Source organism: Stappia taiwanensis, assembly GCF_014635285.1.
GTDB lineage: Bacteria > Pseudomonadota > Alphaproteobacteria > Rhizobiales > Stappiaceae > Stappia > Stappia taiwanensis.
Genome location: NZ_BMCR01000011.1, coordinates 118,205 through 140,525 on the forward strand (window position 1 = coordinate 118,205; position 22,321 = coordinate 140,525).

The following is a 22,321-nucleotide window of genomic DNA, read 5'->3' on the forward strand; positions in this document are numbered from 1 at the left end:
ATATTGCTACGATCTGCAAAATTCTTTCTGCATCCTGCGCGGAATGGGGGTTCCGCGTAATATTGGGAGGGGTGGATGCTGGCAGACCGGATTGAGGGCAAGTGGATCGAGGCCTTCGCGGCGGTGTTTCGTCTGTGCAAGGTCACTGAGAACGAGACCGTGGCGATCCTGTCGGAAACCCAGTCGCGGCAACTCAATGTGCATCTCGCCGAATTGGCGTTGCAGCGGCTCGGAGCAAAGGTGTTTCATGTGGTGGTGCCGACGCCGCGCCAGGACGCGCCGGTGCCGGTGCGCTCCACCGGTGCCTCCTCGGCGCTTACCGGGCAGGAGGCGGCGATTGCCGGGCTGGCGGCCAGTTCCATGGTGGTCGATCTGACGGTCGATGGGCTGCTGCATGCACCGGAATTGCCGCAGGTCATTGCCCAGGGCGCGCGGCTCTTGATGATCTCCAACGAGCATCCGGAGGCGCTGGAACGGCTGGTGCCGGCCGTGCGCGACAAGGAGCGGGTGAAAAAGGCGATTGCCCTGTGCAAGGGCGCGGCGCGCATGCGGGTTACCTCTCCCGCCGGCACCGATCTGACAATCGACATGGACGGCGCCAGCACGGTCGGTGTCTGGGGCTGGTGCGACCGGCCGGGCAGCGTCGCCCATTGGCCGGCCGGGCTGGTGGTCAGTTTCCCCGCCGCCGGCAAGGTCAATGGCACGCTGGTGCTCGACGCGGGCGACGTCAATCTCACCTTCAAGCGCTATCTGGAGCGGCCGGTCACGCTCACCATCGCCGATGATTATGTCACTGCAATCGACGGCGAGGGAACGGACGCGGAGCTGACCCGGCGCTATTTCGCCGCCTGGAAGGACAAGGACGCCTATGCGGTGTCGCATGTGGGGTTCGGCATGAACGAGGGCGCCCGCTACGAGGCGCTCGCCATGTACGACCAGCGCGAGACCAACGGCACCGAGGTGCGGGCCTTTGCCGGCAACTTCCTGTTCTCCACCGGCGCCAATGAATTCGCCGGCCGCTACACCAAGGGCCATTTCGACATTCCGGTGCGCGGCTGCACCATCGCGCTCGACGGGGTGCCGGTGGTGAAGGACGGCAATCTGGTGGAGGATTTGCGGTGAGCGTGGCCGGGATCGTGCGGCCCGCGCCTGGCGGGTCGCCGGTCATCCTGTTGCATGGCATCGGTGCGGGCGCTGAGATGTTCGCGCCGCAGCTCGCCGGTCTTGCGGCCAGCCATGACGTGATCGGCTGGAACCTGCCGGGCTACGGCGGCACCAGGCTTGCCGGGTCGATGAGCTTCGAGAGCCTGTCGGACGGGCTGTTGGCGCTATTCGATGAGCTGGGGCTGACCCAAGCGGTGATCGTCGGCCATTCCATCGGCGGTATGGTGGCGCAGGAGTTCACCGCCCGCTATCCAGAGCGGGTGCGGGCGCTGGTGTTGTCGGCCACCACCTCCGCCTTCGGCAGCCGCGACGGGGCCTTTCAGAAGAAATTCGTTGCCGACCGGCTGGCGCCGCTCGATGCGGGCCGGACCATGGCGGAGCTCGCCGGGCAGTTCGTGCCGGGCCTCGTCGGGTCGGCGGCGCACCCGGATGCGGTGCCAGCGGCCATGGCCGCCATGAGCCGGGTGCCGGACGACACCTTCCGCGCGGGGATCCGCTGCCTTGCCACATTCGACCGGCGGGCGGATCTCCCCCGGATCTGCGTTCCCACGTTGCTGATCGCCGGGGAGGAGGACCGCAACGCGCCGGAGCCGACCATGCGCAAGATGGCCGAACGGATCGCCGGCGCGCGCCTTGTGGTGCTGCCCGGCATCGGTCATCTCGCCCCGCTGGAATGCCCGGAGGTCTTTACCGATCATTTGCGGGGGTTTCTAGCGTCCCTGCCGGAGGAGGAGAGCCGATCATGAACGCCGCCGACCCAGATACGTTCGACCTGGATGCCCCGATTTTCGATCCGGATGCGTTTCGTCTGACCGATCAGGAGCGGGAGTTGACGGCGCTGGCCCGGCGCACCGGCAAGGCCCGGTTCGCCCCGCGCGCGGCGGAGTTCGACCGCGATGCCCGCTTTCCCACCGAGAACTACCGGGACATGCATGAGGCGGGCCTGCTGGGCGCCTGCGTGCCGAAGGAAAACGGTGGGCACGGGGCGCCATTCCGCACCTATATGATGACGGCGGCGGAAATCGGCCGCTACTGCGGCTCCACCGCGCTGACCTGGAACATGCATGTGTGTTCCTGCCTGTGGACCGGCGCCCTGACCGACGATCTCGACATGACGGCGGAGCAGCGCGCCAAGCACATGGAGCGGCGGGCCGTTCACTACGCGCGCATTCTCGATGAGGGGGCGATCTACTCCCAGCCGTTTTCCGAGGGCGGCGCGGCGGCGGCCGGCGCGGTGCCGTTTTCCACCAGTGTCCGGAAGGTCGATGGCGGCTGGCTGATCAACGGCAAGAAGATCTTCGCCTCGCTCTCCGGTCACGCGGACTACTACGGCGTCTTGTGCGGCGAGATGAAGGAGGGGGCGCGGCCTTCGCGCCGGGACACCATGTATATCGCCGTGCCGGCCCGGGCCGAGGGGGTAGAGGTCGTCGGCGACTGGGATCCGCTGGGCATGCGCGGCACGGTCTCGCGCACCCTGCTGTTCAAGGATGTGTTCGTCTCCGAGGATGAGCAACTGATGCCGCGCGGCGTCTATTATCAGGCAGCGAGCCGCTGGCCGCACATGTTCATGACCCTGTCGCCGACCTACATGGGCATTGCCCAGGCGGCGTTCGACTTCACCGTCAAGTATCTGCGCGGCGAATGGCCGGGCCTGCCGCCGGTCAAGCGGCGGATGTTCCCGACCAAGCAGATGGGTGTCGCCCAGATGCACCTGATGCTGGAGCAGACCAAGGCGCTGTGGTTCCAGGCGATCACCGAGGCGGGGCCCGATCCGTCGCGCGAACAGATGCTGCGCGCCTGGGCCGCCCATTACACGGTGATGGAAAACGCCAACGAGATCTGCCAGCTCGCCATTCGCACCTGCGGCGGCCAGTCGATGCTGAAGACCCTGCCGCTGGAGCGGCTTTACCGCGACAGCCGTTGCGGCGCGCTGATGCTGCCCTGGACGGCGGAAATCTGCCTTGACCGGATCGGCCGGGAGAGCCTTTACCTGCCGGGGGAAGACGACACGTGATGTCGATCGACAGCTGGATCGAGGCCCATGCACGGTTCACGCCGGACAAGGCGGCGATCCGGTTTGCGTCGGGCGACCTGACCTATGCACAGCTCGCCGATGCCATTGGCGGGGCGGCGCACTGGCTGGCCCGAACCCAGGGCATCGGCCGGGGCGACCGGGTGGCGTTTCTCGGCACCAACGCGCCGGACATGCTGGTGCTCTTGTTCGCCGCCGCTCGCCTCGGCGCGATCCTGGTGCCGCTCAACTGGCGTCTGGCACCGCCGGAACTGGCTCATGCGGTCCGTGACAGCGGGGCGGCGTTGCTGGTGCACCAGCCGGCATTTGCCGCAACTGTGGCGGAGATGGCGGGGCTTGGCGCGGCGCCGCGGGTCCATGTGAGCGATGCCCGCTCCGGCGGGCTTGCCACGCTCCTGGCCGGCGGCGCCGGGTTGTCGGCTGAAGAAGGCGAAGGCGGGGCGGAAGATCCGCTGCTGATCGTCTACACCTCCGGCACCACCGGCCGGCCGAAGGGGGCGGTGCTGTCCCAGCGGGCAATCTCCGCCAATGCGCTGAACGCCCTGCACATGCATGACATGACCAGCCGGGACCTGGTGCTGACCGTGCTGCCGATGTTCCATGTGGGCGGGCTCAACATCCAGACCACACCGGCGCTCTATGCCGGGGCTACGGTGTTGTTGCATGAGCGTTTCCATCCCGAGAGCTGTCTGGAGGCGATTGCCGGCGAGCGGCCCGACCTCACAGTGCTGGTGCCGGCGACCTTGTCGGCGCTGATCGCCCATCCGCGCTGGAGCGACGCGGATCTGTCCTCCTTGCGGGCGATTGCCACCGGCTCCTCCGATGTGCCCCGGCATCTGATGCAGGCGTTTTGCGAACGCGGCGTGCCGGTGATCCAGATCTACGGCTCGACCGAGACCGGTCCGGTGGCAATCTACCAACGGGTGCAGGATGCGGCGGAGGAATTCGGCGCCATTGGCCGGCCGGGTCTGCACACCGAAGCGCGGATCACCCGGGACGGGGAGCCGGCGGGGGTCGGCGAGATCGGCGAGATCGAACTGCGCGGCACCAACATCACCGAAGGCTACTGGAACCGGCCGGAGGCACGAACGGAGAGTTTTCGCACCGGCGGGTGGTTTCGCACCGGAGATCTTGGGAGCATCGACGCGCGGGGTGTGTTCTGGTTTCGCGACCGGCTGAAGAACGTGATCATCTCCGGCGGCGAGAACATCTACCCTGCCGAACTGGAACGGGTGCTGGGGGAGCTTGCCCAGGTGGCCGAGGCGGCGGTGGTCGGGGTCAAGGACCCGCAATGGGGCGAATGTCCCGTCGCGGTGGTGGTTGCCCGCGCACCGCAGGAACGGGACGCGCGGGCGGTGCTGGAGGGGTTCAACGGCCGTCTTGCCCGCTACAAGCACCCTAAATCGGTTGTTTTCGTTGAGGAGTTGCCGAGAAATGCCCTCGGCAAAGTGAGGCTGGACCGGGTAAGAAATATGGCGGAGGATGCGCTTGCATCCGGGACGGAGACAAAAAAAGCCTGATTTGCGCCGGTCGCGGAACGATAACAAGGAGAGGGAACTTCATGCGGAAAGTCATTGCAGCGCTGGCGACGGCGGTCACGCTTGGCCTGGCACCGGCGGCTCTTGCCGACACCACCTTGCGGGTTTCGAACTGGCTTCCGCCCTCGCATCCGATCGTCAAGGACATCCTCGCGCCCTGGGGCAAGCAGGTGGAAACGGCAACGGACGGCAGGGTCAAGGTGGAGATCATGTCCTCGCCGATCGGCAAGCCGCCGGCTCAGTTCGACCTGATCCGCTCCGGCGCGGCCGATATCGGCTATGGCGTGCACGGCTATACGCCGGGCCGCTTCAAGCTGACGCCGCTGGTCGAGGGGCCGTTCCTGTCCGACAGCGCCGAGGCCCTGTCCGTCGCCTACTGGAAGGTGCATGAGGCGATGCTCGCCAAGGCGGAGGAGCACAAGGGCGTCAAGGTTCTGACCGTCTTCACCCATGGCCCGGGCATGATCTACACCACCGCCAAACCGGTGGCGAAGCTGGCCGACGCCGCCGGGCTGAAGATGCGGATCGGTGGCGGTATCGTTGCCGAAGTGGCCAAGCGGCTTGGCATGGTCGGCGTTCCGGCGCCCTCGCCGCAGGTCTATGAAATTCTCGCCAATGGCGTGGCCGATGGCATCCTGTTTCCGGCCGAATCCGTTCCGTTCTTCCGCATCGAGGAGGTCATTCGGCACGGGGTATCGGTGCCTGGCGGGCTCTACAACACCTCCTTCTTCGTGGTCATGAACGCCAAGACCTGGAACCGGCTGTCCGATGAGGACAAGGCCGCGATCGACAGCGTCTCCGGCGAGGCAATGGCACGGCTGGCAGGCGCCGCCTGGGATGCGGCGGATGAGGCCGGGCTTTCCGTGATGACCGAGAAGGGCGTTGCCCTGACCGAGGCCGACGACGCCATGACGGCGGAACTGGCCGAGGCGCTGACCGGCATCGAGGACGGCTTCCTTGCCGCCGCGCAGGAACGGGGCATCGACGGCAAGGCGGCGCTGGAAATGCTGCGGGCGGAAGTCGACGCGGCCGAATGAGCGCCTCTTCTACCAGAACCCCGGGGTCGAGCGATCCCGAGGGCGTTGCCGGAGTGCTTGCCTGGGGCTTGCGGCTCGCCGCGTCCCTGCTGCTGCTGGCGATGATGATCGTCACCTTTGTCGATGTGGTCGGGCGCTATGTCTTCAACGCGCCGCTCGCCGGTGCCTATGAACTGACCGAGGTGCTGCTGGCGCTGGTCGTGTTCATCGGCCTGCCGATCGTCACCTTTCGCCGCGAGCATGTCACCGTCGATCTGGTCACCAGCCGGCTGCCTTCCGTGCTGCGTCGGGGCCTTGCGGTGCTCGCCGGGGTGGTGATGCTCCTGGTGCTGGCGGTGCTGGCCTGGCGGCTCGGGCTTCTGGCCGTCGACTTCACCGATTATGGCGACACCACCGTCAATCTGAAGATCCCGCTCGGCCCCGTGGCCGCCGTGATGGCGGTGCTGGCCGCCATGTCCGCGCTCGCCGCTCTTCTGGCGCTGTTCCGGCGCTGAAACCTGGACCTCTCTGCCATGGAAACCTGGCTTCCCGGCCTTGTCATCCTCCTGATCGTGATGTTTGCCGGCGTGCCCATCGCCATGGCGATGGCCGCCGTCGGCGGTCTCGGCCTTGCGGTGATCCTCGGCTTCCAGCCGGCGATGACCATCGTCGGCCAGACCACCTTCGATACCGGCCTGTCCTATCCGCTCTCGGTGGTGCCGCTGTTCGTGCTGATGGGCAATCTGGTGACGCGCGCCGGGCTGTCGGACGAGCTTTACGCCGCCTGTCATGCCTGGCTGGGGCATCGGCGCGGCGGTCTGGCGATGGCGACGGCGGTTGCCTGCGGCGGTTTCTCGGCGGTGTGCGGCTCCTCTCTGGCAACGGCGGCGACCATGGGCAAGGTGGCGCTGCCGCAGATGCGGCGCTACCGCTATGACGACGGGCTGGCGAGCGGGGTGATCGCCGCCGGCGGCACGCTGGGCATCCTCATTCCGCCAAGTGTCATTCTGGTGCTCTACGGCGTGACCGCTCAGCAGGACATCGCCCGGCTGTTCATCGCCGGCATCGTGCCCGGACTGCTCGGCGTCCTCGGCTATATGGCGGCGGTGCAGGTGGTGTGCTGGCGCCGTCCGGAGGCGGGGCCGCGCGCTGAGCGCATGGGATACCGCGACCGGTTCGCGGCGCTTGGCGGGGTCGCCGGCATTCTCTCGCTGTTCGTCTTGGTGATTGGCGGCATCTACGCCGGCATTTTCACCGCCACCGAGGCGGCGGGCATCGGCGCCACCGGCGCCTTCGTCATTGCGCTGGCCCGGCGCCGGCTGACCTTGCGCACCCTCCTGGAAACACTCGCTGATACGGCGGCGACGACGACCATGATGTTCATGGTGCTGATCGGCGCGCTGATCTTTTCCAATTTCGTCAACATCGCCGGCTTGCCCGACTTCCTGTCGCAGCTGGCGCGGACCTCCGAGCTGCCGGCCTGGGCGATCCTGGCGGCGGTGCTCCTGGTTTATCTCTGCCTCGGCATGGTGCTGGAGAGCCTGTCGATGGTGCTCCTGACCGTGCCGATCTTCGCGCCCGTCATGGCCGGGCTCGGCTACGATCTGGTGTGGTTCGGCATCATCGTCGTGGTGGTTACGGAGATCAGCCTGATCACCCCGCCGGTCGGTCTCAATGTCTTCGTGCTGAAGACGGTGCTGCCGGACGTACCGCTGTCGACGATCTTCCGTGGCATCCTGCCGTTCGTCGCCGCCGATGTGGTGCGGCTGGCCTTGCTGGCGGCGGTCCCGGCGCTGGTCCTCTTCCTGCCGGACCTGATGCGGTAGCGGCAAGGCGCGCGGGGCAGGAGTGCCGGTTCTGGCGTCAATCACGATGATTTGCCGGGTCGGAGAGGCCGGTTTGACGGCTGAAGGGCGCATTTGCGGCAACTCCAATCTTGACCCGGATCGCGTTTCTGCGCCATTGAAGGGCGTGGGTGCGATAGATCCACCCAAAGGTTTGGAGCGGATGCGGATCACGGGCATATCAACACGCGACAGGCGGGCCTTCCAGGCCACGCGCCTTGCATCGCGCGTCGTGATGCAGGATCGGCGACGTCTGCCCTCGCGCTTCCACGCCAGGCTGAGCGCGGCGTACGGAACGCGGCTCGCCGGCTGAGTTGCCCGCGAGCCCCGGCCGGCGCATCCGGCCCGCATTCCCCCTGTTCCCAAGGAGACACCGATGAGCACGTCGAGAACCCTCTACGACAAGATCTGGGACGACCATGTCGTCGACACGCAGGACGATGGCACGGCACTGCTCTACATCGACCGCCACCTGGTGCACGAAGTGACCAGCCCGCAGGCCTTCGAAGGCCTGCGCATGACCGGGCGCGCGGTGCGCCAGCCGGCCAAGACGCTGGCGGTGGTCGACCATAACGTGCCGACGACCGATCGCAGCCATGGCATTGACGATCCGGAATCGGCTCTGCAGGTCGACACGCTGGCCAAGAACGCCAGCGAATTCGGCGTTGAGTATTACAGCGAGACCGACCAGCGTCAGGGCGTTGTTCATATCGTCGGGCCGGAGCAGGGCTTTACCCTGCCGGGCATGACCATCGTCTGCGGCGACAGCCACACCTCGACCCATGGCGCCTTCGGCGCGCTGGCCCACGGCATCGGCACCTCGGAGGTGGAGCATGTGCTCGCCACCCAGACGCTGATCCAGAAGAAGGCCAAGAACATGCGGGTGACCGTCGACGGCGAATTGCCCGAAGGCGTCACCGCGAAGGACATCATCCTGGCCATCATCGGCGAGATCGGCACCGCCGGCGGCACCGGCCATGTGATCGAATACGCCGGCGAGGCGATCCGCGCGCTCAGCATGGAAGGGCGGATGACCGTCTGCAACATGTCGATCGAGGCTGGTGCCCGCGCCGGCCTGATCGCACCGGACGAGAAGACCTTCGAGTATATCAAGGGTCGGCCGAAGGCGCCGAAGGGCGCTGCCTGGGATCAGGCGCTGGCCTACTGGAAGACGCTGTTCACCGACGAGGGCGCGACCTTCGACAGCGAGATCCGGCTCGATGCCGCCAACCTGCCGCCGATCGTCACCTGGGGCTCCAGCCCCGAGGACGTCATTTCGGTGACCGGGTGCGTGCCGGATCCGGAAGAGATCGCGGACGAGAACCGCCGCGCCTCCAAGCGCCGGGCGCTGCAGTACATGGGTCTTGAGGCGGGCACGCCGATCACCGATATCACCATCGACCGGGTGTTCATCGGCTCCTGCACCAACGGCCGGATCGAGGATCTGCGCGCCGCCGCGAAGGTGGTCGCCGGGCATAAGGTCAAGGACAGCGTCAGCGCCATGGTCGTTCCGGGATCCGGTCTGGTCAAGGCGCAGGCGGAAGCCGAAGGCCTCGACAAGATCTTCCGCGAGGCCGGCTTCGAATGGCGCGAGCCGGGCTGCTCCATGTGTCTGGCGATGAACGCCGACAAGCTGGAGCCGGGCGAGCGCTGTGCCTCCACCTCGAACCGTAACTTCGAGGGTCGGCAGGGCTTCAAGGGCCGCACCCATCTGGTGTCGCCGGCAATGGCGGCGGCGGCGGCGATCGCCGGTCATTTCGTCGATATTCGCGACTGGCCGACCGCCTGAGCCGTTGCCGCGTCGACCTGACGCGGAAAGGCGCCGGTTCGGATCGAAGTACTGTTTGTTTTTCAAAGGCTTCGATCTGAGCCAGACAAGACTTTCATGAGAAACGGGGCGGGTAGCGGCAAAAAAACCGCTGCCCGCTTGTCTTTTTTGCGGGCTTCACAAGACTGTCACTGTCGCTCTACACTATGGGGGCCGTCGGGAGACGCAACGTCGTTGCGTGATGTCGGCGGACTTATGCATGAGGAGCGAAGGTGTGAACGTCGCCGTCTCTCCAGGTGCTCATCCGGCCCTGGTGCTTAACGCGGACTATCGTCCACTTACCTATTATCCGCTGTCCCTGTGGGCATGGCAGGATGCGGTCAAGGCCGTTTTCCTTGATCGGGTGAACATCGTCTCGGAATATGACCATGTTGTCCGAAGTCCGAGTTGCGAGTTCCGGCTTCCGAGCGTTGTCAGTCTCAAGAGTTACATCAAGCCAAGTCGTTTTCCCGCCTTTACCCGTTTCAATGTTTTTCTTCGCGACAGATTTCAGTGCCAATATTGCGGTGCCCGCGACGAACTGACCTTCGATCATCTCGTGCCCCGTTCGAAGGGTGGACAGACCACCTGGGCCAATGTGATCACCGCCTGTTCCCCCTGCAATCTTAGAAAAGCCAACAAATCCTGTGCCGAGATCGGCATGTGGCCGATGCAGATGCCGTTCCCGCCGACGGTGCAGGATCTGCACCGCAATGGCCGGCTCTTCCCACCCAACTACCTGCACGACAGCTGGCTCGACTTCCTCTACTGGGACACCGAACTGGAGCCGTGATCGGGCGAGCATCTGTCCGCAAAAGAGCGCTGGCTCTCGCCTGTTGGTGCTTCATTAACCTCTTCGCGAACTCGGTCTGCTCCCGGTTGGGGATCTTAACGCTACGGCAGTGGTGCTGTGGCAAGGTCGCCTGGTAGCGATGGTCAGGCCTGCCGGGCGCGCTCGGGCCACACTGGTGGCAGGTGGCATGGCGAAGAGGGAAGATGGTGTGATGGACAAACCCGGGCCAGGGTGCGGTCGGCGCCTGGTTTGCCGTTTTGGCGGCGACCGGCGCGGCGCGGTGTTGCCGCTGGTGGCGATCGTGCTGGTCTTTCTGATCGTGGTTGCCGGCGCGGGGCTCGATTTCGCGCGGGCGATCAATCAGAAACAGGGTATTTCCCAAAGCCTCGATGCGGCGATGCTGGCGGTGGCCCGGGAGCTGTCGGTCCGCAACATGACCGCCGCGGAGGTCCAGGCGTATCTTGATAGCAATTATGCGGCCTATTTCGGTGCGAATGCGGCCGGCTCGCTCATTCCCGGTGTCGAGGTGGTGGTCGACGCGCCAGTGGTCGACCCGCTGGCGCGGCGGGTTCAGGTGTCGGCCAGTTCCAGCGTGCCGACCTATTTCATCAACCTGGCCGGCCTCGGGCCCGATACGCTGAAGGTGGCGGTTTCGGCGCAAGCGATCTATCCCAAGAGTGTTGAAGCGGCGCTGGTGGTCGATGTGACCGGCTCGATGGGCGGCAGCAAGATCGAAGCGCTACAGGATGCGGCGGCCGGGTTCGTCAACACCCTGATCCCGCCGGAGACGGCCGATAGCAACGAGAAGATGCGGATCGCGCTCGTGCCCTATGCCACCGGGGTGAATATCGGCACGACCCGGGCAACGCTGGCGACCAATGGCGCGAATGCCAGCCGGTCGAGCTTTCCCTATTGCGTCTCGGAACGAACGGGGGCTGAGGCGGCGACGGATGCCAGCTACACCACCGCGCCAGTCGGTCCGGGGACCAACCAATACAGCTACAAGCGCGGACGCTTCGTCAGATGGGATGGCAACCTGGTCTATTCGCGCAGCTACATCTGTCCGGATTCGGCGCTGGTGCCGCTGACACGCGATCCGGGGAGTGCGTCACGGTCGGGGACACTGCTCTATGAGATTGCCAATCTGCGGGCGCGTGGCAACACCGCCGGCCAGACCGGCATCGCCTGGGGCTGGTATGCCCTGTCGGCCAACTGGGCTGCGCTGTGGCCAACCGGCTCCAAGCCGGCGAGCTATTCGGATCAGCGCGTGCTGAAATATCTCGTCATCATGACCGATGGCAATTTCAACACCGTGTTCGGCCCGCGGAAGGTGAACTGGACCAATTACGACTGGATCGCCCAAAGCAGCAATGCCTCCGACGATCGGGCGCAGGCGCTGTGCACGGCCATCAAGGCCTCGGGCATCAAGATCATCACGGTCGGCTTTCAGATCGCCAGCGGGTCCAGCGCCGACACCCTGATGCGCGGTTGCGCCTCGTCCGCCGCCGATTACTACAAGGCCGACAGCAACGCGGCGCTGATCGCCGAATTCACCAAGATCGCCAATCAGATCAAATCCACCTTCCTGATCCGCTGACATTTGCCAAAAGCGGTGGGGCAACAAAAAACCGGCGGACCGCAGGGCCCACCGGTTTTGTCGATGTCGGTTTGGTCGCTGGCGTGGCGGTGCCGCCGGGATGGCCCCGGCAGCGCCCCTCCGGATCAGGCCCGGTTCTGCCGGTTCTCGATCAGGTCTTCGACCACCGCCGGATCGGCCAGGGTCGAGGTGTCGCCGAGATTGTCGAAGCTGTCCTCGGCGATCTTGCGCAGAATCCGGCGCATGATCTTGCCCGAGCGCGTCTTCGGCAGTCCGGGGGCGAACTGGATCAGGTCCGGCGAGGCAATCGGGCCGATTTCCTGCCGCACCCAGCCGCGCAGTTCCTTGGCCAGATCTTCGCTCGGCTCCTCGCCATCCATCAGGGTGACATAGACATAGATGCCCTGGCCCTTGAGGTCATGCGGATAGCCGACCACGGCGGCCTCGGACACCTTGGGATGGGCAACCAGCGCCGATTCTACTTCCGCCGTGCCCATGCGGTGGCCGGAGACGTTGATGACATCGTCCACCCGGCCGGTGATCCAGTAATAGCCGTCCTCATCGCGGCGGCAGCCATCTCCGGAGAAATACATCCCCTTGTAGGTGGAGAAATAGGTCTGCACGAAGCGCTCATGGTCGCCATAGACCGTGCGCATCTGCCCCGGCCAGCTGTCGAGGATCACCAGATTGCCTTCGGTCGCGCCTTCGAGGATCTGGCCTTCCGCGTCGACCAGCGCCGGCTGTACGCCGAAGAAGGGGCGGGTTGCCGAGCCGGGTTTCAGGGCGGTCGCGCCGGGCAGCGGCGTGATCAGGATGCCGCCGGTCTCGGTCTGCCACCAGGTGTCGACGATCGGGCAGCGCTTGTTGCCGACATGATCGTAGAACCACTGCCAGGCTTCCGGGTTGATCGGCTCGCCGACCGAGCCGAGAATCCGCAAGGACGAGCGGTCGGTCTTCTCCACATGCTCGACGCCAGCGCCCATCAGGGCGCGGATCGCCGTCGGCGCGGTGTAGAAGATCGACACCTTGTGCTTGTCGACCACATCCCAGAAGCGCGACGGGCTGGGGTAGGAGGGGATGCCCTCGAACATCAGGGTGGTGGCACCGTTGGCGAGCGGGCCATAGACGATGTAGGAGTGGCCGGTGACCCAGCCCACATCCGCCGTACACCAGTAGATGTCATCGTCCTTGCAGTCGAAGATATACTGGTGGGTCATCGAGGCGTAGACCAGATAGCCGCCGCTGGTGTGCAGCACGCCCTTGGGCTGTCCGGTCGAGCCGGAGGTATAAAGGATGAACAGCGGATCCTCCGCGTTCACTTCCACCGGTTCGCAATGGTCGGAAACCCGTTCCGCTTCCTCATGGTACCAGACGTCGCGCCCTTCGGTCATCGACACGTCGCCGCCGGTGCGCCGGACGACGACCACCTTGTCGACGTCGAGCGTTTCCAGGGCCTTGTCGACATTGGCCTTCAGCGGCACCTTGCGGCCGCCGCGCAGGCCCTCGTCGGCGGTGACGATCACCTTGGAATCGCAGCCCGAAATCCGCTGCGCCAGACTGTCGGGGGAAAAGCCGCCGAAAACGATCGAATGGATCGCGCCAAGCCGGGCGCAGGCGAGCATCGCGTAGGCCGCCTCGGGGATCATCGGCAGATAGAGGGTGACCCGGTCGCCCTTCTTCACGCCCATGGCGTGCAGCACGTTGGCGAACTTGTTCACCTCCGCATAGAGCTCGCGGTAGGTGATGACCTTGTGCTCCGACGGATCATCTCCCTCCCAGATGATCGCCGGCTTGTCGCCTCGGGTTTCCAGATGCCGGTCGATGCAGTTGGCCGAGACGTTCAAGGTGCCGTCCTCGAACCATTTGATCGACACGTTGTGCGGGTCGTATGAGGTGTTCTTCACCTTCGTGAACGGCTTGATCCAGTCGATGCGCTTGCCATGCTCACCCCAGAACCCGTCCGGGTTGGTGATCGATGCCTTGTACATTTCCTGATACTTGGCGTCGTCGATGTAGGCGGCGGCGGCAATGTCCGCCGGAACCGGATAAAGTGTTTCGGACATACGGACCCTCCCAAATTGTATAGCAGCCGGCTGCCTTGCGGTCCGGCCCTGATGGTCGAGCGCATTATGAGGATCGCGGCATAGCGCGTCCACCGCGACCCGCTCGTTCTTTCGTAGGTTCGGGATCCTACCCGAGGGAAGGGCGAGGGCGGGCGCGGAAGACCCTGCGTCAGTCGGTCCTGAGGTTTTGCACCGGATTTGGAAAACGTCCGGCTTTCAAAGCCCTGCGGGAACTGGCAGGCCGCGCCGGTCCGATCCGGACCGGCGCAAGGGGCAGCCTCGCGCCTTTCATCAGGTCGCCGGTCGCAATCCGCCGCGTTCGGTGACGAAGCGGGTGACGCTCTCCACTCCGGTGCCATCGCGGACATTGGTGAAGACGAAGGGGCGGCCCTTGCGCATCATCGCCGCATCCCGGTCCATCACCTCCAGCGAGGCACCGACCAGGGGCGCCAGATCGGTTTTGTTGATCACCAGAAGGTCCGACCGGGTAATGCCCGGTCCCCCTTTGCGCGGGATCTTGTCGCCGGCGGAGACGTCGATGACATAGATGGTGAGGTCGGCGAGCTCGGGGGAGAAGGTGGCGGCGAGATTGTCGCCGCCGGATTCGATCAGCACCAGGTCGAGGTCGGGAAAGGCGGCGCCAAGATCGGCAATGGCGGCCAGGTTGATGGAGGCATCCTCGCGGATTGCCGTATGCGGGCAGCCGCCGGTCTCCACGCCGCGAATGCGCTCGGCTGGAAGCGCACCGGAGCGGGTCAGGAACTCCGCATCCTCGCGGGTGTAAATATCATTGGTGATCGCGGCGAGCTGGAACCGGTCGCGCAGCGCCTTGCACAAGGCGTCCATGAGCGCGGTCTTGCCGGATCCGACGGGACCGCCGATGCCGACGCGCAAGGGGCCGTTTGGATGGATCATCTGAAACCTCCGGAAGCTGATCTGAGAGTGTCGGTTGCGGCGCGGGGCCGGTGAAGCGCGAGGGACGGGGCAGGGGCGCACCTGCTCATGAGCGGAACAGCCGCGTGTATTGGGTTTCATGGCGCATGGAGGCGATATCGGCGGCAAAGGCGCAGCCGCCGATCTCCTCCACCGGAGCCGTCAGCGCCAGATCGGCAAGAGAGGCGACCGCCGGGGCAAGCCGCTGCTGCACGTTCTGGCCGGCGGTCTGGCCGAGGGGCACCGCGCGCACGGCGGCGGAAATGAGGTTGGCGGTGAAGGCCTGAAGACAGGCGGTGACGACCGGGCCGGGCGGCATCTGCCAGGCGGCGGCGGCAAGGGTCAGCGCCAGCGGGTAGCTCCAGCCACTGCGCGGGATCGCCTGCGGTCCGGTGGCAAGCGCGGCGAACAGCCGCTGGGGCGGTCCGTCGCCAGCCGGTGGCCAGGCGGCGGCGATGGCGGCGATGAAGGCATCGCCCTGGGCCGTGGTTTCCAGCCGCCGTTCGGAGCTGGGCTGCAGCGCCAGCGATAGGTCGAGCAGCTCGCGAAAACCGTCCGCATCGCCCGCATGGGCGGCCTCCTGTCCGCGCGCCAGCAGGATCGCGTCGGTGCGGCCGGCACCGTGATGCAGCACATCGTGCAGCCAGGCCTCCAGCGTCCCGGCATCGCGCACGCTTCCCTCCTCGACCGCCCATTCCAGCCCGTGGCTGTAGGTGTAGGCGCCGATCGGGAAGGCCGGCGACACCCAGGCGAGCAGCGGATAGAGATAGCCGGCCGGGCCGGTGGTCTCACCGGTCCGGCTGATGGTCATGGGTGCCCTGGGGGACATGCGGCGGGTGATGGGGCGCGCCGTGGGAATGGCCGTCGTGGCCGTGCACGCCCGCTTCGCCATAGGCGCCGTGTTCGGGATCGAACGGGGCGGCCAGCGTGGTCATCCGCCCGCCGAGCCTGGCGACCATGTCCTCGATCACATGATCGCGGCGAATGCGCAGGGCGCCGGGCAGCAGTTGCACCGGCAGATGGCGGTTGCCCAGATGCCAGGCGATGCGGACCAGCGCATCCGCGCCTGCCGCTTCGATCTCCACCAGATCCTCGGCGGCAGCGAGGATGGCGACGATGCGCCCATCCTCCAGTTGCAGGCCGTCGCCATGATGCAGATGCCGGGCCTGAGGCAGGTCGAGCAGCACCCGGGTGCCGCCGGCGCAGTCGAGGACGGCGCGGCGGCGATGCCGGTCTTCCCGGTCGAGCAGGATGCTGTCGGCCGGTGCACCTTCCCAGCTTCCGGCCGGAAGGATCGCCGCGACGCGGTTCACGCGACCGCCTCTTCGCCGCGCGCCATCGCCCGGAGGAAGGCGGGGCGGGAAAGCAGCCGCTCGAAATAGGCGGCAAGCGGTCCCGTGTCTGGCACATCGAACTTGGCGACCCGGGCCCAGCCGACCGCATGGCCGATCAGGATATCGGGGACAGTGAGGTTCTCGCCCATGACATAGCTGTTGCCGCCGAGCTTTTCCTTCAGCAGCTGCATCGCCTTGTCGAATTCCATGCGGCAGACGCGCTTGATCTCGGGCACGCGCATCTCTTCGGGGTGAATGAAGGTGTTCTTGGCGGCGGTCCAGAGCGCGCCCTCGATCTCGTCGACAACGAACTGGGTGATGCCATCCTGCCGGGCGCGCTGCGGGGTTCCGGCGGGAAAGGTGAGCTTGCCGTGCTTGTCGGCGAGATACTGGCAGATCGCCACGGAATCGGTGATGGCGAAGGCGCCGTCCTTCAGCACCGGCACCTTGCCGGAGGGGTTCAGCGCCCGCACCTCGTTGCTCTGGGGCATGGCCGGGATCAGCTCATAGGGCTCGCCCAGCTCCTCCAGCATCCAGATGACGCGCATGGCGCGTGTGCGGGGATATCCGATGACCGTGTACATGAAGGTCCTTTCATTGCGAATGGGGGCGGGCAGGACGTGGCATGCCTGCCGCCGGCGTCGGTGTCGGTCAGAACATAAAATACCGCTGTGCCATCGGCAGCACAGTGGCCGGTTCGCAGGTCAGCAATGCACCATCGGCACGCACCTCATAGGTTTCCGGGTCGACCTCGATGGTCGGCAGGGCATCGTTGAGGATCATCGACGTCTTGGAAAGCCCGCCCCGCGTGCCGGTGACCGGCAGCACCGTTTTTTCCAACCCGAGACGTTCCTTGATGCCATCGTCCAGGGCGGCCTGGGAGACGAAGGTCACGGCGGACTGGGCCGCCGCGCGTCCGAGCCCGGCGAACATCGGTCGGTAATGCACCGGCTGCGGGGTCGGGATCGAGGCATTGGGATCGCCCATCGGCGCGGCGGCGATGCTGCCGAGCTTGAGCACCAGATCCGGCTTGACGCCGAAGAAGGCGGGGTCCCAGATCACCAGATCGGCCAGCTTGCCGGTTTCGACCGAGCCCACATGGGCGGACAGCCCATGGGCGATGGCCGGATTGATGGTGACCTTGGCGATGTAGCGCCGCACCCGCAGATTGTCGTTCTCGCCGGTCTCACCGGTCAGCCGTCCGCGCTGCTGCTTCATCTTGTGGGCGGTCTGGAAGGTGCGGATGATCACCTCGCCGACCCGGCCCATGGCCTGGCTGTCAGAGGCGATGATCGAGAAGGCGCCCATGTCGTGGAGAATGTCCTCCGCGGCGATGGTCTCGCGGCGGATCCGGCTTTCGGCGAAGGCGACATCCTCCGGAATCGACCCGTCGAGGTGATGGCAGACCATCAGCATGTCGAGATGCTCGTCGATGGTGTTCGCCGTATAGGGGCGGGTCGGGTTGGTGGAGGAGGGAATGACATTGGGCTCGCCGCACAGGCGGATGATGTCCGGCGCATGGCCGCCGCCGGCCCCTTCCGTATGGAAGGCATGGATGGTGCGGCCCTTGAAGGCGGCGGTGGTGTTTTCCACGAAGCCGGACTCATTCAGCGTGTCGGTGTGGATCATTACCTGGATGTCATGGGCATCGGCCACTGCCAGGCAGCAGTCGATGGCCGCCGGGGTCGTGCCCCAGTCCTCGTGCAGCTTCAGCGCGGCGGCGCCGCCCAGCACCTGTTCCTCAAGAGCTGCGGGGAGCGAGGCATTGCCCTTGCCGGCAAAGGCCAGGTTCATCGGGTAGCCGTCCGCCGCCTGCAGCATGCGGCCGATGTGCCAGGCGCCGGGGGTGCAGGTGGTGGCGTTGGTGCCGGTCGCCGGTCCGGTGCCGCCGCCGACCATGGTGGTCACCCCGGACATGAGCGCTTCCTCGATCTGCTGCGGGCAGATGAAGTGGATATGCACATCGAGCGCGCCGGCGGTGACGATCTTGCCTTCGGCGGCAATCGCCTCGGTGCCGGGACCGATGACGATATCGACCCCGGGCTGGATGTCCGGATTGCCGGCCTTGCCGATGCCGGAGATGCGCCCGTCGGTCAGGCCGATATCGGCCTTGTAGATCCCGCTGTGGTCGATGATCAGCGCATTGGTGATCACCGTATCGACCGCGCCCTCCGCCCGGCCGCGCTGGGACTGGCCCATGCCGTCGCGGATCACCTTGCCGCCGCCGAATTTCACCTCCTCGCCATAGGTGGTGAAATCCCGCTCCACCTCGATGATCAGTTCCGTGTCGGCAAGGCGGATGCGGTCGCCGGTGGTGGGACCGAACATGTCCGCATAGGCGGCGCGGGACATCATATGGGGCATCAGGGTCTCCTGGGTGGGGGACGCGGGCCGGCCGGCCCGCGACCGGTCAGTTGCCAAGGCCTGTGGCCAGCTCCTTCAGATCCGCCGTCCGCTCCCGCGTCAGGTCGGCGCGGCACTGGTAGATCAGCATCGGTTCCATGGTGCCGCCCCGGGCGAGAAAGCCATAGGAGGCGCAGGCCTTGTCGCGAAACGGGATCCAGGCGCGCTGGGCGGCCTTGAGCGCATCGGCGGCGCCCTTCATCGACCCGTCGAGATAGCTGTCGGTCTGGCGCATTGCGGCCATGGCGGTGGCATAGGCGGCGTTCAGCTTCTTGTCGGCGGCCTGCCAGTCCAGCTCGGCGCAATAGGTCATTTCCATCTGGGTGACCGGGTCGGCGCAATTGACCTTGGGCTGGGCGCTGGCGGGAACGCCGGCCAGGGTGGCCAGCGGGGCGGCAAGGGCGATGAGGAGAGGCAGCTTGCGGATCACGGAAGGTTCCTTTCGTGGCAGGGGGCGTTCGCCTAGAGTGCGCCCATCACCTTGCCATTGAAACCATGGATTGTGCGATCCCCGACATAGGGGATCAGCGTGATTTTTCGGGTCTGGCCGGGCTCGAAGCGGATCGCCGTGCCGGCGGGAATGTCGAGACGCAGCCCTCGCGCCCTCTCCCTGTCGAAGGACAGCGCCGGATTGGTCTCGGCGAAATGATAGTGGGAGCCGACCTGCACGGGCCGGTCGCCGGTGTTGGCGACCTCCAGTTCGGTTGGGGCGCGTCCCTTGTTGAGTTCGATCTCGCCTGCGGCGGGAAACAGCTCTCCGGGGATCATGGCGGTTTCCTCCTAGCGGATCGGGTGATGGACGGTGACGAGCTTGGTGCCGTCGGGAAAGGTCGCCTCGACCTGAACGTCGTCGATCATCTCGGCGATGCCCTCCATCACCTGATCGCGGGTCAGAACGCGGCCGCCGGCGGCCATCAGATCGGCGACCGAGCGCCCGTCGCGGGCGCCCTCGACAACGAATTCGGAGATCAATGCCACCGCTTCGGGGTGGTTCAGCTTGACCCCGCGCGCCAGCCGCTTGCGCGCGACCTCGGCGGCCATCGCCAGCAGCAGCTTGTCCTTTTCCCTCGGTGTCAGTCGCATGGTGTCTCCCGCCTTGTCAGCAATGCCAGGTGCGCGGCAGCGGCGCGGCGCGCCAGCTTTCCAGAAACCGGATCAACCCTTCGCGCAGCGCCTGCCCGGTCAGAGCGATGAAGCGCAGGATCAGCACCCCGGGCAGCGCGCTGGCGCCGATGCCAAGGTCCCCGTCTTCAAGGCCAAGGGCCAGGTCGCGGGCGGAGCGAAGCTGCGCTTCCGCATCCGGCCGGCAGTCGATCAGGGTGGCAAAGGCCCGCCCGCCGGCGGCGGTCGCCGGGCCGGACAGGATGTTGGCGGCATCGCCCTCAATGCGGCTGTCTTCAGCGAAGAGAAGCCGCCCGTCGCGGCGGATGCGCCAACGGTCGCGGAAGGTGAGCTGACGGACGCTCTCGCCCATGGCGGCACGGCCGAGCAGCAGGCTTTCCACCGCCAGCATGCGTCCCTCCGGGGCGAGATCGGCGGAAAAGCAACGGGCAAGGCCGGCCCGGTCGAACAGAATGGTCTCCTGTGGCAGCCATTCCACCAGTGCGTCGGCGCCAACCGTTACCCGGTTGTCGACCCGGGCGGTGCCGGACAGGCGCCGGTAGATCCGCTCCGCTGCCTGGGTGGTGACGATGGCATGGGCTCCATCCCCCACCGCCGCGTCATAGGTCAGCCGGTCGCCGCCGGTCAGACCGCCGGCGGTGTTGAGGAGCACGGCGACCGGAACCCTGGTGTGGGTTTTCGGCAGGCGGACCCGGGCCGAGCCGCCCTGTTCGAGACGGTCGAGGCGGGTGTGGTCGCCGTGGCGGCAAAAGGTGACCCGCGCGCGTCCCTCGACCCGTTGCAGCTGCGGCGAGGTCGGAACCTCCTTTGGTGAGATCTGCGGGCGCGGAGTGGGATGGGCGGACATCGGGGGCTGATCCGGTAGGTGGATGGGTGCTGCGGTGCGTTGAAGGCACGAAGCAAGAGCGGGGCCAGTTCGCCGCGCGAGAGGGGGAGGGGCCGGGAAACCGGGAATTGGGCTGCCTGCGGGCTGGGCAGGCGATGGGGCGACGATGGGGTAGGGCCGGCCAAGTCGTCGCCAGATTGCCTGAAAATCCAGCAGTTGCATTTTTTCTGGGCGAAAGCCGTTACGTGAAACGGGTTTGCACCGATCTGAGGACGATGGATCGTGCCGAGCCGGAAGGGCGGTCGGCCGGTCGGTGCGGTGTTTCTTGCGGCTTTCTTGGATTTTGTCGGCTGGATCGGGTAAGAAGGAGGGAGAGCGGGCAGAGCTAAAACGCAACAGCGTGAAGGGCGGAACCACCGTGCTGAAAAGTGTGAAGGCAGGTCTGGAACGACTTCAGGGCGCGCGTCGCAGTGCCGGCGCGCTGGCCATCTGCGCCGGTTTGGGCCTGGCGGCGATGCTGGCGGTCGCCCCGGCGCGGGCGGAGGTCGCCGCCTGGATCGTGATTGATGCGGAAAGCGGCGCGGTGCTGGAACAGAAGCAGGCGCGGCGGCAATGGTATCCGGCCTCGATCACCAAGCTGATGACCGCCTATGTGACCTTTCGGGCCATTGGCGCTGGCCGCGCGAGCATGAAGTCCGCTGTCGTGATCTCCGCCAATGCCCACGCGGAACCGCCCAGCAAGATGGGCTTCAAGCCGGGCACCCGGCTGACCCTCGACAATGCGCTGAAGATGCTCCTGGTGAAGTCGGCCAATGATGTTGCCGTGGCCGTGGCCGAGGCGATCGGCGGTTCGGAACCGGCGTTTATCGCGATGATGAATGCGGAGGCGCGTCGGCTGGGCATGAGCGCGACCCGTTTCGTCAATCCGCATGGGCTCCCCGACAATCGGCAGGTGAGTTCGGCCCGGGATCTGGCTCTGCTCGCGCGGGTGATCTGGCGGGAATATCCGCAATACCGGAGCTATTTCAGCCACGGCGGTATTCGCGTCGGCAAGCGCACGTTGAAATCGGCCAATCGCGAGTTTCTGCGCCGCGTGCCGGGCGCCAACGGCATGAAGACCGGCTACATCTGTAATTCGGGCCTCAATGTCGCGGTGTCGGCGACGCGGGGCAACCGCACGGTGATCGCCGTCATTCTGGGCGCGGCCTCGGGCGTGGAACGGGTGGCGATTGCACGCGAACTGATCGACAAGGGGTTCGACAGCCGACGCGGCCGGTCGATCGAGCAGCTCACCGGCGTGTCCGGCGGGCCGCCGGCCGACAAATACTGCAAGCGCAACTCTCGCCCGACGGCGGAAGAGTTGCTCGCCCGCTTCGGCAAGAAGACCGCCAAGCGCTCGCCGCTGATGGCGCTGTTCAGTGAGGATATCGAGGGCGGGCGCATCCGGCGTGGCGTGATGCCCGCCATGGCGGCGCCGGCTGCCGAGGGCGTGCCGCTCAAGGCCGATGGCAAGACAGACTGGGCCAAGGTGATGGATCGGGTGATCGGGCCGCGCCGGCAAGCGCTGCAGGTGATCCCGGTCGGCATCGGCACGCCAAACGGCAGTGCCCCGCCTGCGGTGGCCGCCGGGGCCGGCTCGACCCTCACCGTGGTGGATGTGCCGACGCCCAAGGTGAAGCCGCTGGGGCCGGCCGCTGCCTCACTGGTGCCGCTGGAGGCGGATAAGGCCGGAAAGGCGGCTGCCGGTCCGGCGCCCGGGGCGATCTTCAACGGCCAGCCACTGTTGCTGGTGCCGGTGCCCAATCCGCGTCCGTGAGCCCGGCGCGAACCCGATCCGATACAAGGAGTC

21 protein-coding genes are annotated in these 22,321 nt (G+C 66.3%); 11 read left to right on the forward strand and 10 right to left on the reverse strand.

Annotation, left to right across the window (positions count from 1 at the left end; all coding sequences use genetic code 11):
• The first annotated feature begins 75 nt into the window (after positions 1 to 75).
• The 10 genes from IEV83_RS19420 to IEV83_RS19465 all read left to right on the forward strand — a co-directional run bounded on the left by IEV83_RS19420 (position 76) and on the right by IEV83_RS19465 (position 11,791).
• Positions 76 to 1,122, forward strand: coding sequence for a 2,5-dihydroxypyridine 5,6-dioxygenase NicX family protein (locus tag IEV83_RS19420; protein WP_181761069.1), 1,047 nt, complete (start codon positions 76 to 78; stop codon positions 1,120 to 1,122).
• Positions 1,119 to 1,910, forward strand: coding sequence for an alpha/beta fold hydrolase (locus tag IEV83_RS19425; protein WP_181761068.1), 792 nt, complete (start codon positions 1,119 to 1,121; stop codon positions 1,908 to 1,910). The genes IEV83_RS19420 and IEV83_RS19425 overlap by 4 nt, the downstream gene beginning before the upstream one ends.
• Positions 1,907 to 3,178: an acyl-CoA dehydrogenase family protein gene (locus IEV83_RS19430; RefSeq protein WP_181761067.1), complete on the forward strand. Its 1,272-nt coding sequence runs from the start codon at positions 1,907 to 1,909 to the stop codon at positions 3,176 to 3,178. Before IEV83_RS19425 ends, IEV83_RS19430 begins: the two co-directional genes overlap by 4 nt.
• Positions 3,178 to 4,716 carry a class I adenylate-forming enzyme family protein gene (locus IEV83_RS19435; protein WP_181761066.1) on the forward strand — a complete coding sequence of 513 codons (1,539 nt, stop codon included), beginning with the start codon at positions 3,178 to 3,180 and terminating at the stop codon, positions 4,714 to 4,716. The genes IEV83_RS19430 and IEV83_RS19435 overlap by 1 nt, the downstream gene beginning before the upstream one ends.
• Before the next feature lie 41 nt (positions 4,717 to 4,757).
• Complete coding sequence (locus tag IEV83_RS19440) at positions 4,758 to 5,771, forward strand: TRAP transporter substrate-binding protein (RefSeq protein ID WP_181761065.1); 1,014 nt, start codon at positions 4,758 to 4,760, stop codon at positions 5,769 to 5,771.
• Positions 5,768 to 6,265: a TRAP transporter small permease gene (locus tag IEV83_RS19445; RefSeq protein WP_181761064.1), complete on the forward strand. Its 498-nt coding sequence runs from the start codon at positions 5,768 to 5,770 to the stop codon at positions 6,263 to 6,265. The genes IEV83_RS19440 and IEV83_RS19445 overlap by 4 nt, the downstream gene beginning before the upstream one ends.
• An 18-nt stretch (positions 6,266 to 6,283) precedes the next feature.
• Positions 6,284 to 7,576 carry a TRAP transporter large permease gene (locus IEV83_RS19450; protein WP_181761063.1) on the forward strand — a complete coding sequence of 431 codons (1,293 nt, stop codon included), beginning with the start codon at positions 6,284 to 6,286 and terminating at the stop codon, positions 7,574 to 7,576.
• Positions 7,577 to 7,970: 394 nt separating this feature from the next.
• Positions 7,971 to 9,383 (forward strand): 3-isopropylmalate dehydratase large subunit, encoded by a 1,413-nt coding sequence (leuC, locus tag IEV83_RS19455; protein WP_181761062.1) that lies wholly within the window; start codon positions 7,971 to 7,973, stop codon positions 9,381 to 9,383.
• A 253-nt stretch (positions 9,384 to 9,636) separates the two neighbouring features.
• The gene (locus tag IEV83_RS19460) at positions 9,637 to 10,194 is read left to right on the forward strand and encodes an HNH endonuclease (protein WP_181761061.1); all 558 of its coding nucleotides are present in this window, start codon (positions 9,637 to 9,639) and stop codon (positions 10,192 to 10,194) included.
• Positions 10,195 to 10,405: 211 nt separating this feature from the next.
• Positions 10,406 to 11,791: a TadE/TadG family type IV pilus assembly protein gene (locus IEV83_RS19465; RefSeq protein ID WP_181761060.1), complete on the forward strand. Its 1,386-nt coding sequence runs from the start codon at positions 10,406 to 10,408 to the stop codon at positions 11,789 to 11,791.
• A 125-nt stretch (positions 11,792 to 11,916) separates the two neighbouring features.
• On the opposite strand, the gene acs is transcribed toward IEV83_RS19465, so the two are convergent.
• From acs to IEV83_RS19510, 10 genes are all read right to left on the reverse strand, one after another.
• Complete coding sequence (gene acs, locus IEV83_RS19470; protein WP_181761059.1) at positions 11,917 to 13,854, reverse strand: acetate--CoA ligase; 1,938 nt, start codon at positions 13,852 to 13,854, stop codon at positions 11,917 to 11,919.
• A 291-nt stretch (positions 13,855 to 14,145) separates the two neighbouring features.
• Positions 14,146 to 14,769, reverse strand: a complete 624-nt coding sequence (ureG, locus tag IEV83_RS19475) for an urease accessory protein UreG (RefSeq protein ID WP_181761058.1) — start codon at positions 14,767 to 14,769, stop codon at positions 14,146 to 14,148.
• 85 nt (positions 14,770 to 14,854) lie between these two features.
• Entirely contained in the window at positions 14,855 to 15,598 is a 744-nt protein-coding gene (locus tag IEV83_RS19480) for an urease accessory protein UreF (protein ID WP_181761057.1), read from the reverse strand.
• On the reverse strand, positions 15,576 to 16,100 hold the full coding sequence (locus IEV83_RS19485) for an urease accessory protein UreE (RefSeq protein WP_181761056.1): 525 nt from the start codon (positions 16,098 to 16,100) through the stop codon (positions 15,576 to 15,578). Before IEV83_RS19485 ends, IEV83_RS19480 begins: the two co-directional genes overlap by 23 nt.
• On the reverse strand, positions 16,097 to 16,705 hold the full coding sequence (locus IEV83_RS19490) for a glutathione S-transferase family protein (protein WP_181761055.1): 609 nt from the start codon (positions 16,703 to 16,705) through the stop codon (positions 16,097 to 16,099). Before IEV83_RS19490 ends, IEV83_RS19485 begins: the two co-directional genes overlap by 4 nt.
• Positions 16,706 to 16,772: 67 nt before the next feature.
• Entirely contained in the window at positions 16,773 to 18,485 is a 1,713-nt protein-coding gene (ureC, locus tag IEV83_RS19495; RefSeq protein ID WP_181761054.1) for an urease subunit alpha, read from the reverse strand.
• A 46-nt stretch (positions 18,486 to 18,531) separates the two neighbouring features.
• Positions 18,532 to 18,954 carry a lysozyme inhibitor LprI family protein gene (locus IEV83_RS19500; protein ID WP_308683748.1) on the reverse strand — a complete coding sequence of 141 codons (423 nt, stop codon included), beginning with the start codon at positions 18,952 to 18,954 and terminating at the stop codon, positions 18,532 to 18,534.
• A 32-nt stretch (positions 18,955 to 18,986) separates the two neighbouring features.
• On the reverse strand, positions 18,987 to 19,292 hold the full coding sequence (locus IEV83_RS20305; protein ID WP_181761053.1) for an urease subunit beta: 306 nt from the start codon (positions 19,290 to 19,292) through the stop codon (positions 18,987 to 18,989).
• Between the two features lie 12 nt (positions 19,293 to 19,304).
• Positions 19,305 to 19,607: an urease subunit gamma gene (locus tag IEV83_RS20310; RefSeq protein ID WP_181761052.1), complete on the reverse strand. Its 303-nt coding sequence runs from the start codon at positions 19,605 to 19,607 to the stop codon at positions 19,305 to 19,307.
• 16 nt (positions 19,608 to 19,623) lie between these two features.
• On the reverse strand, positions 19,624 to 20,493 hold the full coding sequence (locus IEV83_RS19510) for an urease accessory protein UreD (RefSeq protein WP_181761051.1): 870 nt from the start codon (positions 20,491 to 20,493) through the stop codon (positions 19,624 to 19,626).
• A 397-nt stretch (positions 20,494 to 20,890) separates the two neighbouring features.
• Here IEV83_RS19510 and IEV83_RS19515 point away from each other — a divergent pair, with 397 nt between their 5' ends.
• Complete coding sequence (locus IEV83_RS19515; protein WP_209003254.1) at positions 20,891 to 22,288, forward strand: D-alanyl-D-alanine carboxypeptidase family protein; 1,398 nt, start codon at positions 20,891 to 20,893, stop codon at positions 22,286 to 22,288.
• Positions 22,289 to 22,321 lie beyond the last annotated feature (33 nt).

What these genes read in the sequence shown, in the direction of transcription:
- IEV83_RS19465 (WP_181761060.1), top strand. Translation starts at nt 10,406, where the DNA reads ATGGACAAACCCGGGCCAGGGTGCGGTCGGCGCCTGGTTTGCCGTTTT.
- IEV83_RS19445 (WP_181761064.1), top strand. Translation starts at nt 5,768, where the DNA reads ATGAGCGCCTCTTCTACCAGAACCCCGGGGTCGAGCGATCCCGAGGGC.
- IEV83_RS19480 (WP_181761057.1), bottom strand. Translation starts at nt 15,598, where the DNA reads ATGACCATCAGCCGGACCGGTGAGACCACCGGCCCGGCCGGCTATCTC.
- IEV83_RS19420 (WP_181761069.1), top strand. Translation starts at nt 76, where the DNA reads ATGCTGGCAGACCGGATTGAGGGCAAGTGGATCGAGGCCTTCGCGGCG.
- acs (WP_181761059.1), bottom strand. Translation starts at nt 13,854, where the DNA reads ATGTCCGAAACACTTTATCCGGTTCCGGCGGACATTGCCGCCGCCGCC.
- ureC (WP_181761054.1), bottom strand. Translation starts at nt 18,485, where the DNA reads ATGCCCCATATGATGTCCCGCGCCGCCTATGCGGACATGTTCGGTCCC.
- leuC (WP_181761062.1), top strand. Translation starts at nt 7,971, where the DNA reads ATGAGCACGTCGAGAACCCTCTACGACAAGATCTGGGACGACCATGTC.
- IEV83_RS20305 (WP_181761053.1), bottom strand. Translation starts at nt 19,292, where the DNA reads ATGATCCCCGGAGAGCTGTTTCCCGCCGCAGGCGAGATCGAACTCAAC.
- IEV83_RS19430 (WP_181761067.1), top strand. Translation starts at nt 1,907, where the DNA reads ATGAACGCCGCCGACCCAGATACGTTCGACCTGGATGCCCCGATTTTC.
- IEV83_RS19440 (WP_181761065.1), top strand. Translation starts at nt 4,758, where the DNA reads ATGCGGAAAGTCATTGCAGCGCTGGCGACGGCGGTCACGCTTGGCCTG.
- IEV83_RS20310 (WP_181761052.1), bottom strand. Translation starts at nt 19,607, where the DNA reads ATGCGACTGACACCGAGGGAAAAGGACAAGCTGCTGCTGGCGATGGCC.
- IEV83_RS19450 (WP_181761063.1), top strand. Translation starts at nt 6,284, where the DNA reads ATGGAAACCTGGCTTCCCGGCCTTGTCATCCTCCTGATCGTGATGTTT.
- ureG (WP_181761058.1), bottom strand. Translation starts at nt 14,769, where the DNA reads ATGATCCATCCAAACGGCCCCTTGCGCGTCGGCATCGGCGGTCCCGTC.
- IEV83_RS19510 (WP_181761051.1), bottom strand. Translation starts at nt 20,493, where the DNA reads ATGTCCGCCCATCCCACTCCGCGCCCGCAGATCTCACCAAAGGAGGTT.
- IEV83_RS19435 (WP_181761066.1), top strand. Translation starts at nt 3,178, where the DNA reads ATGTCGATCGACAGCTGGATCGAGGCCCATGCACGGTTCACGCCGGAC.
- IEV83_RS19490 (WP_181761055.1), bottom strand. Translation starts at nt 16,705, where the DNA reads ATGTACACGGTCATCGGATATCCCCGCACACGCGCCATGCGCGTCATC.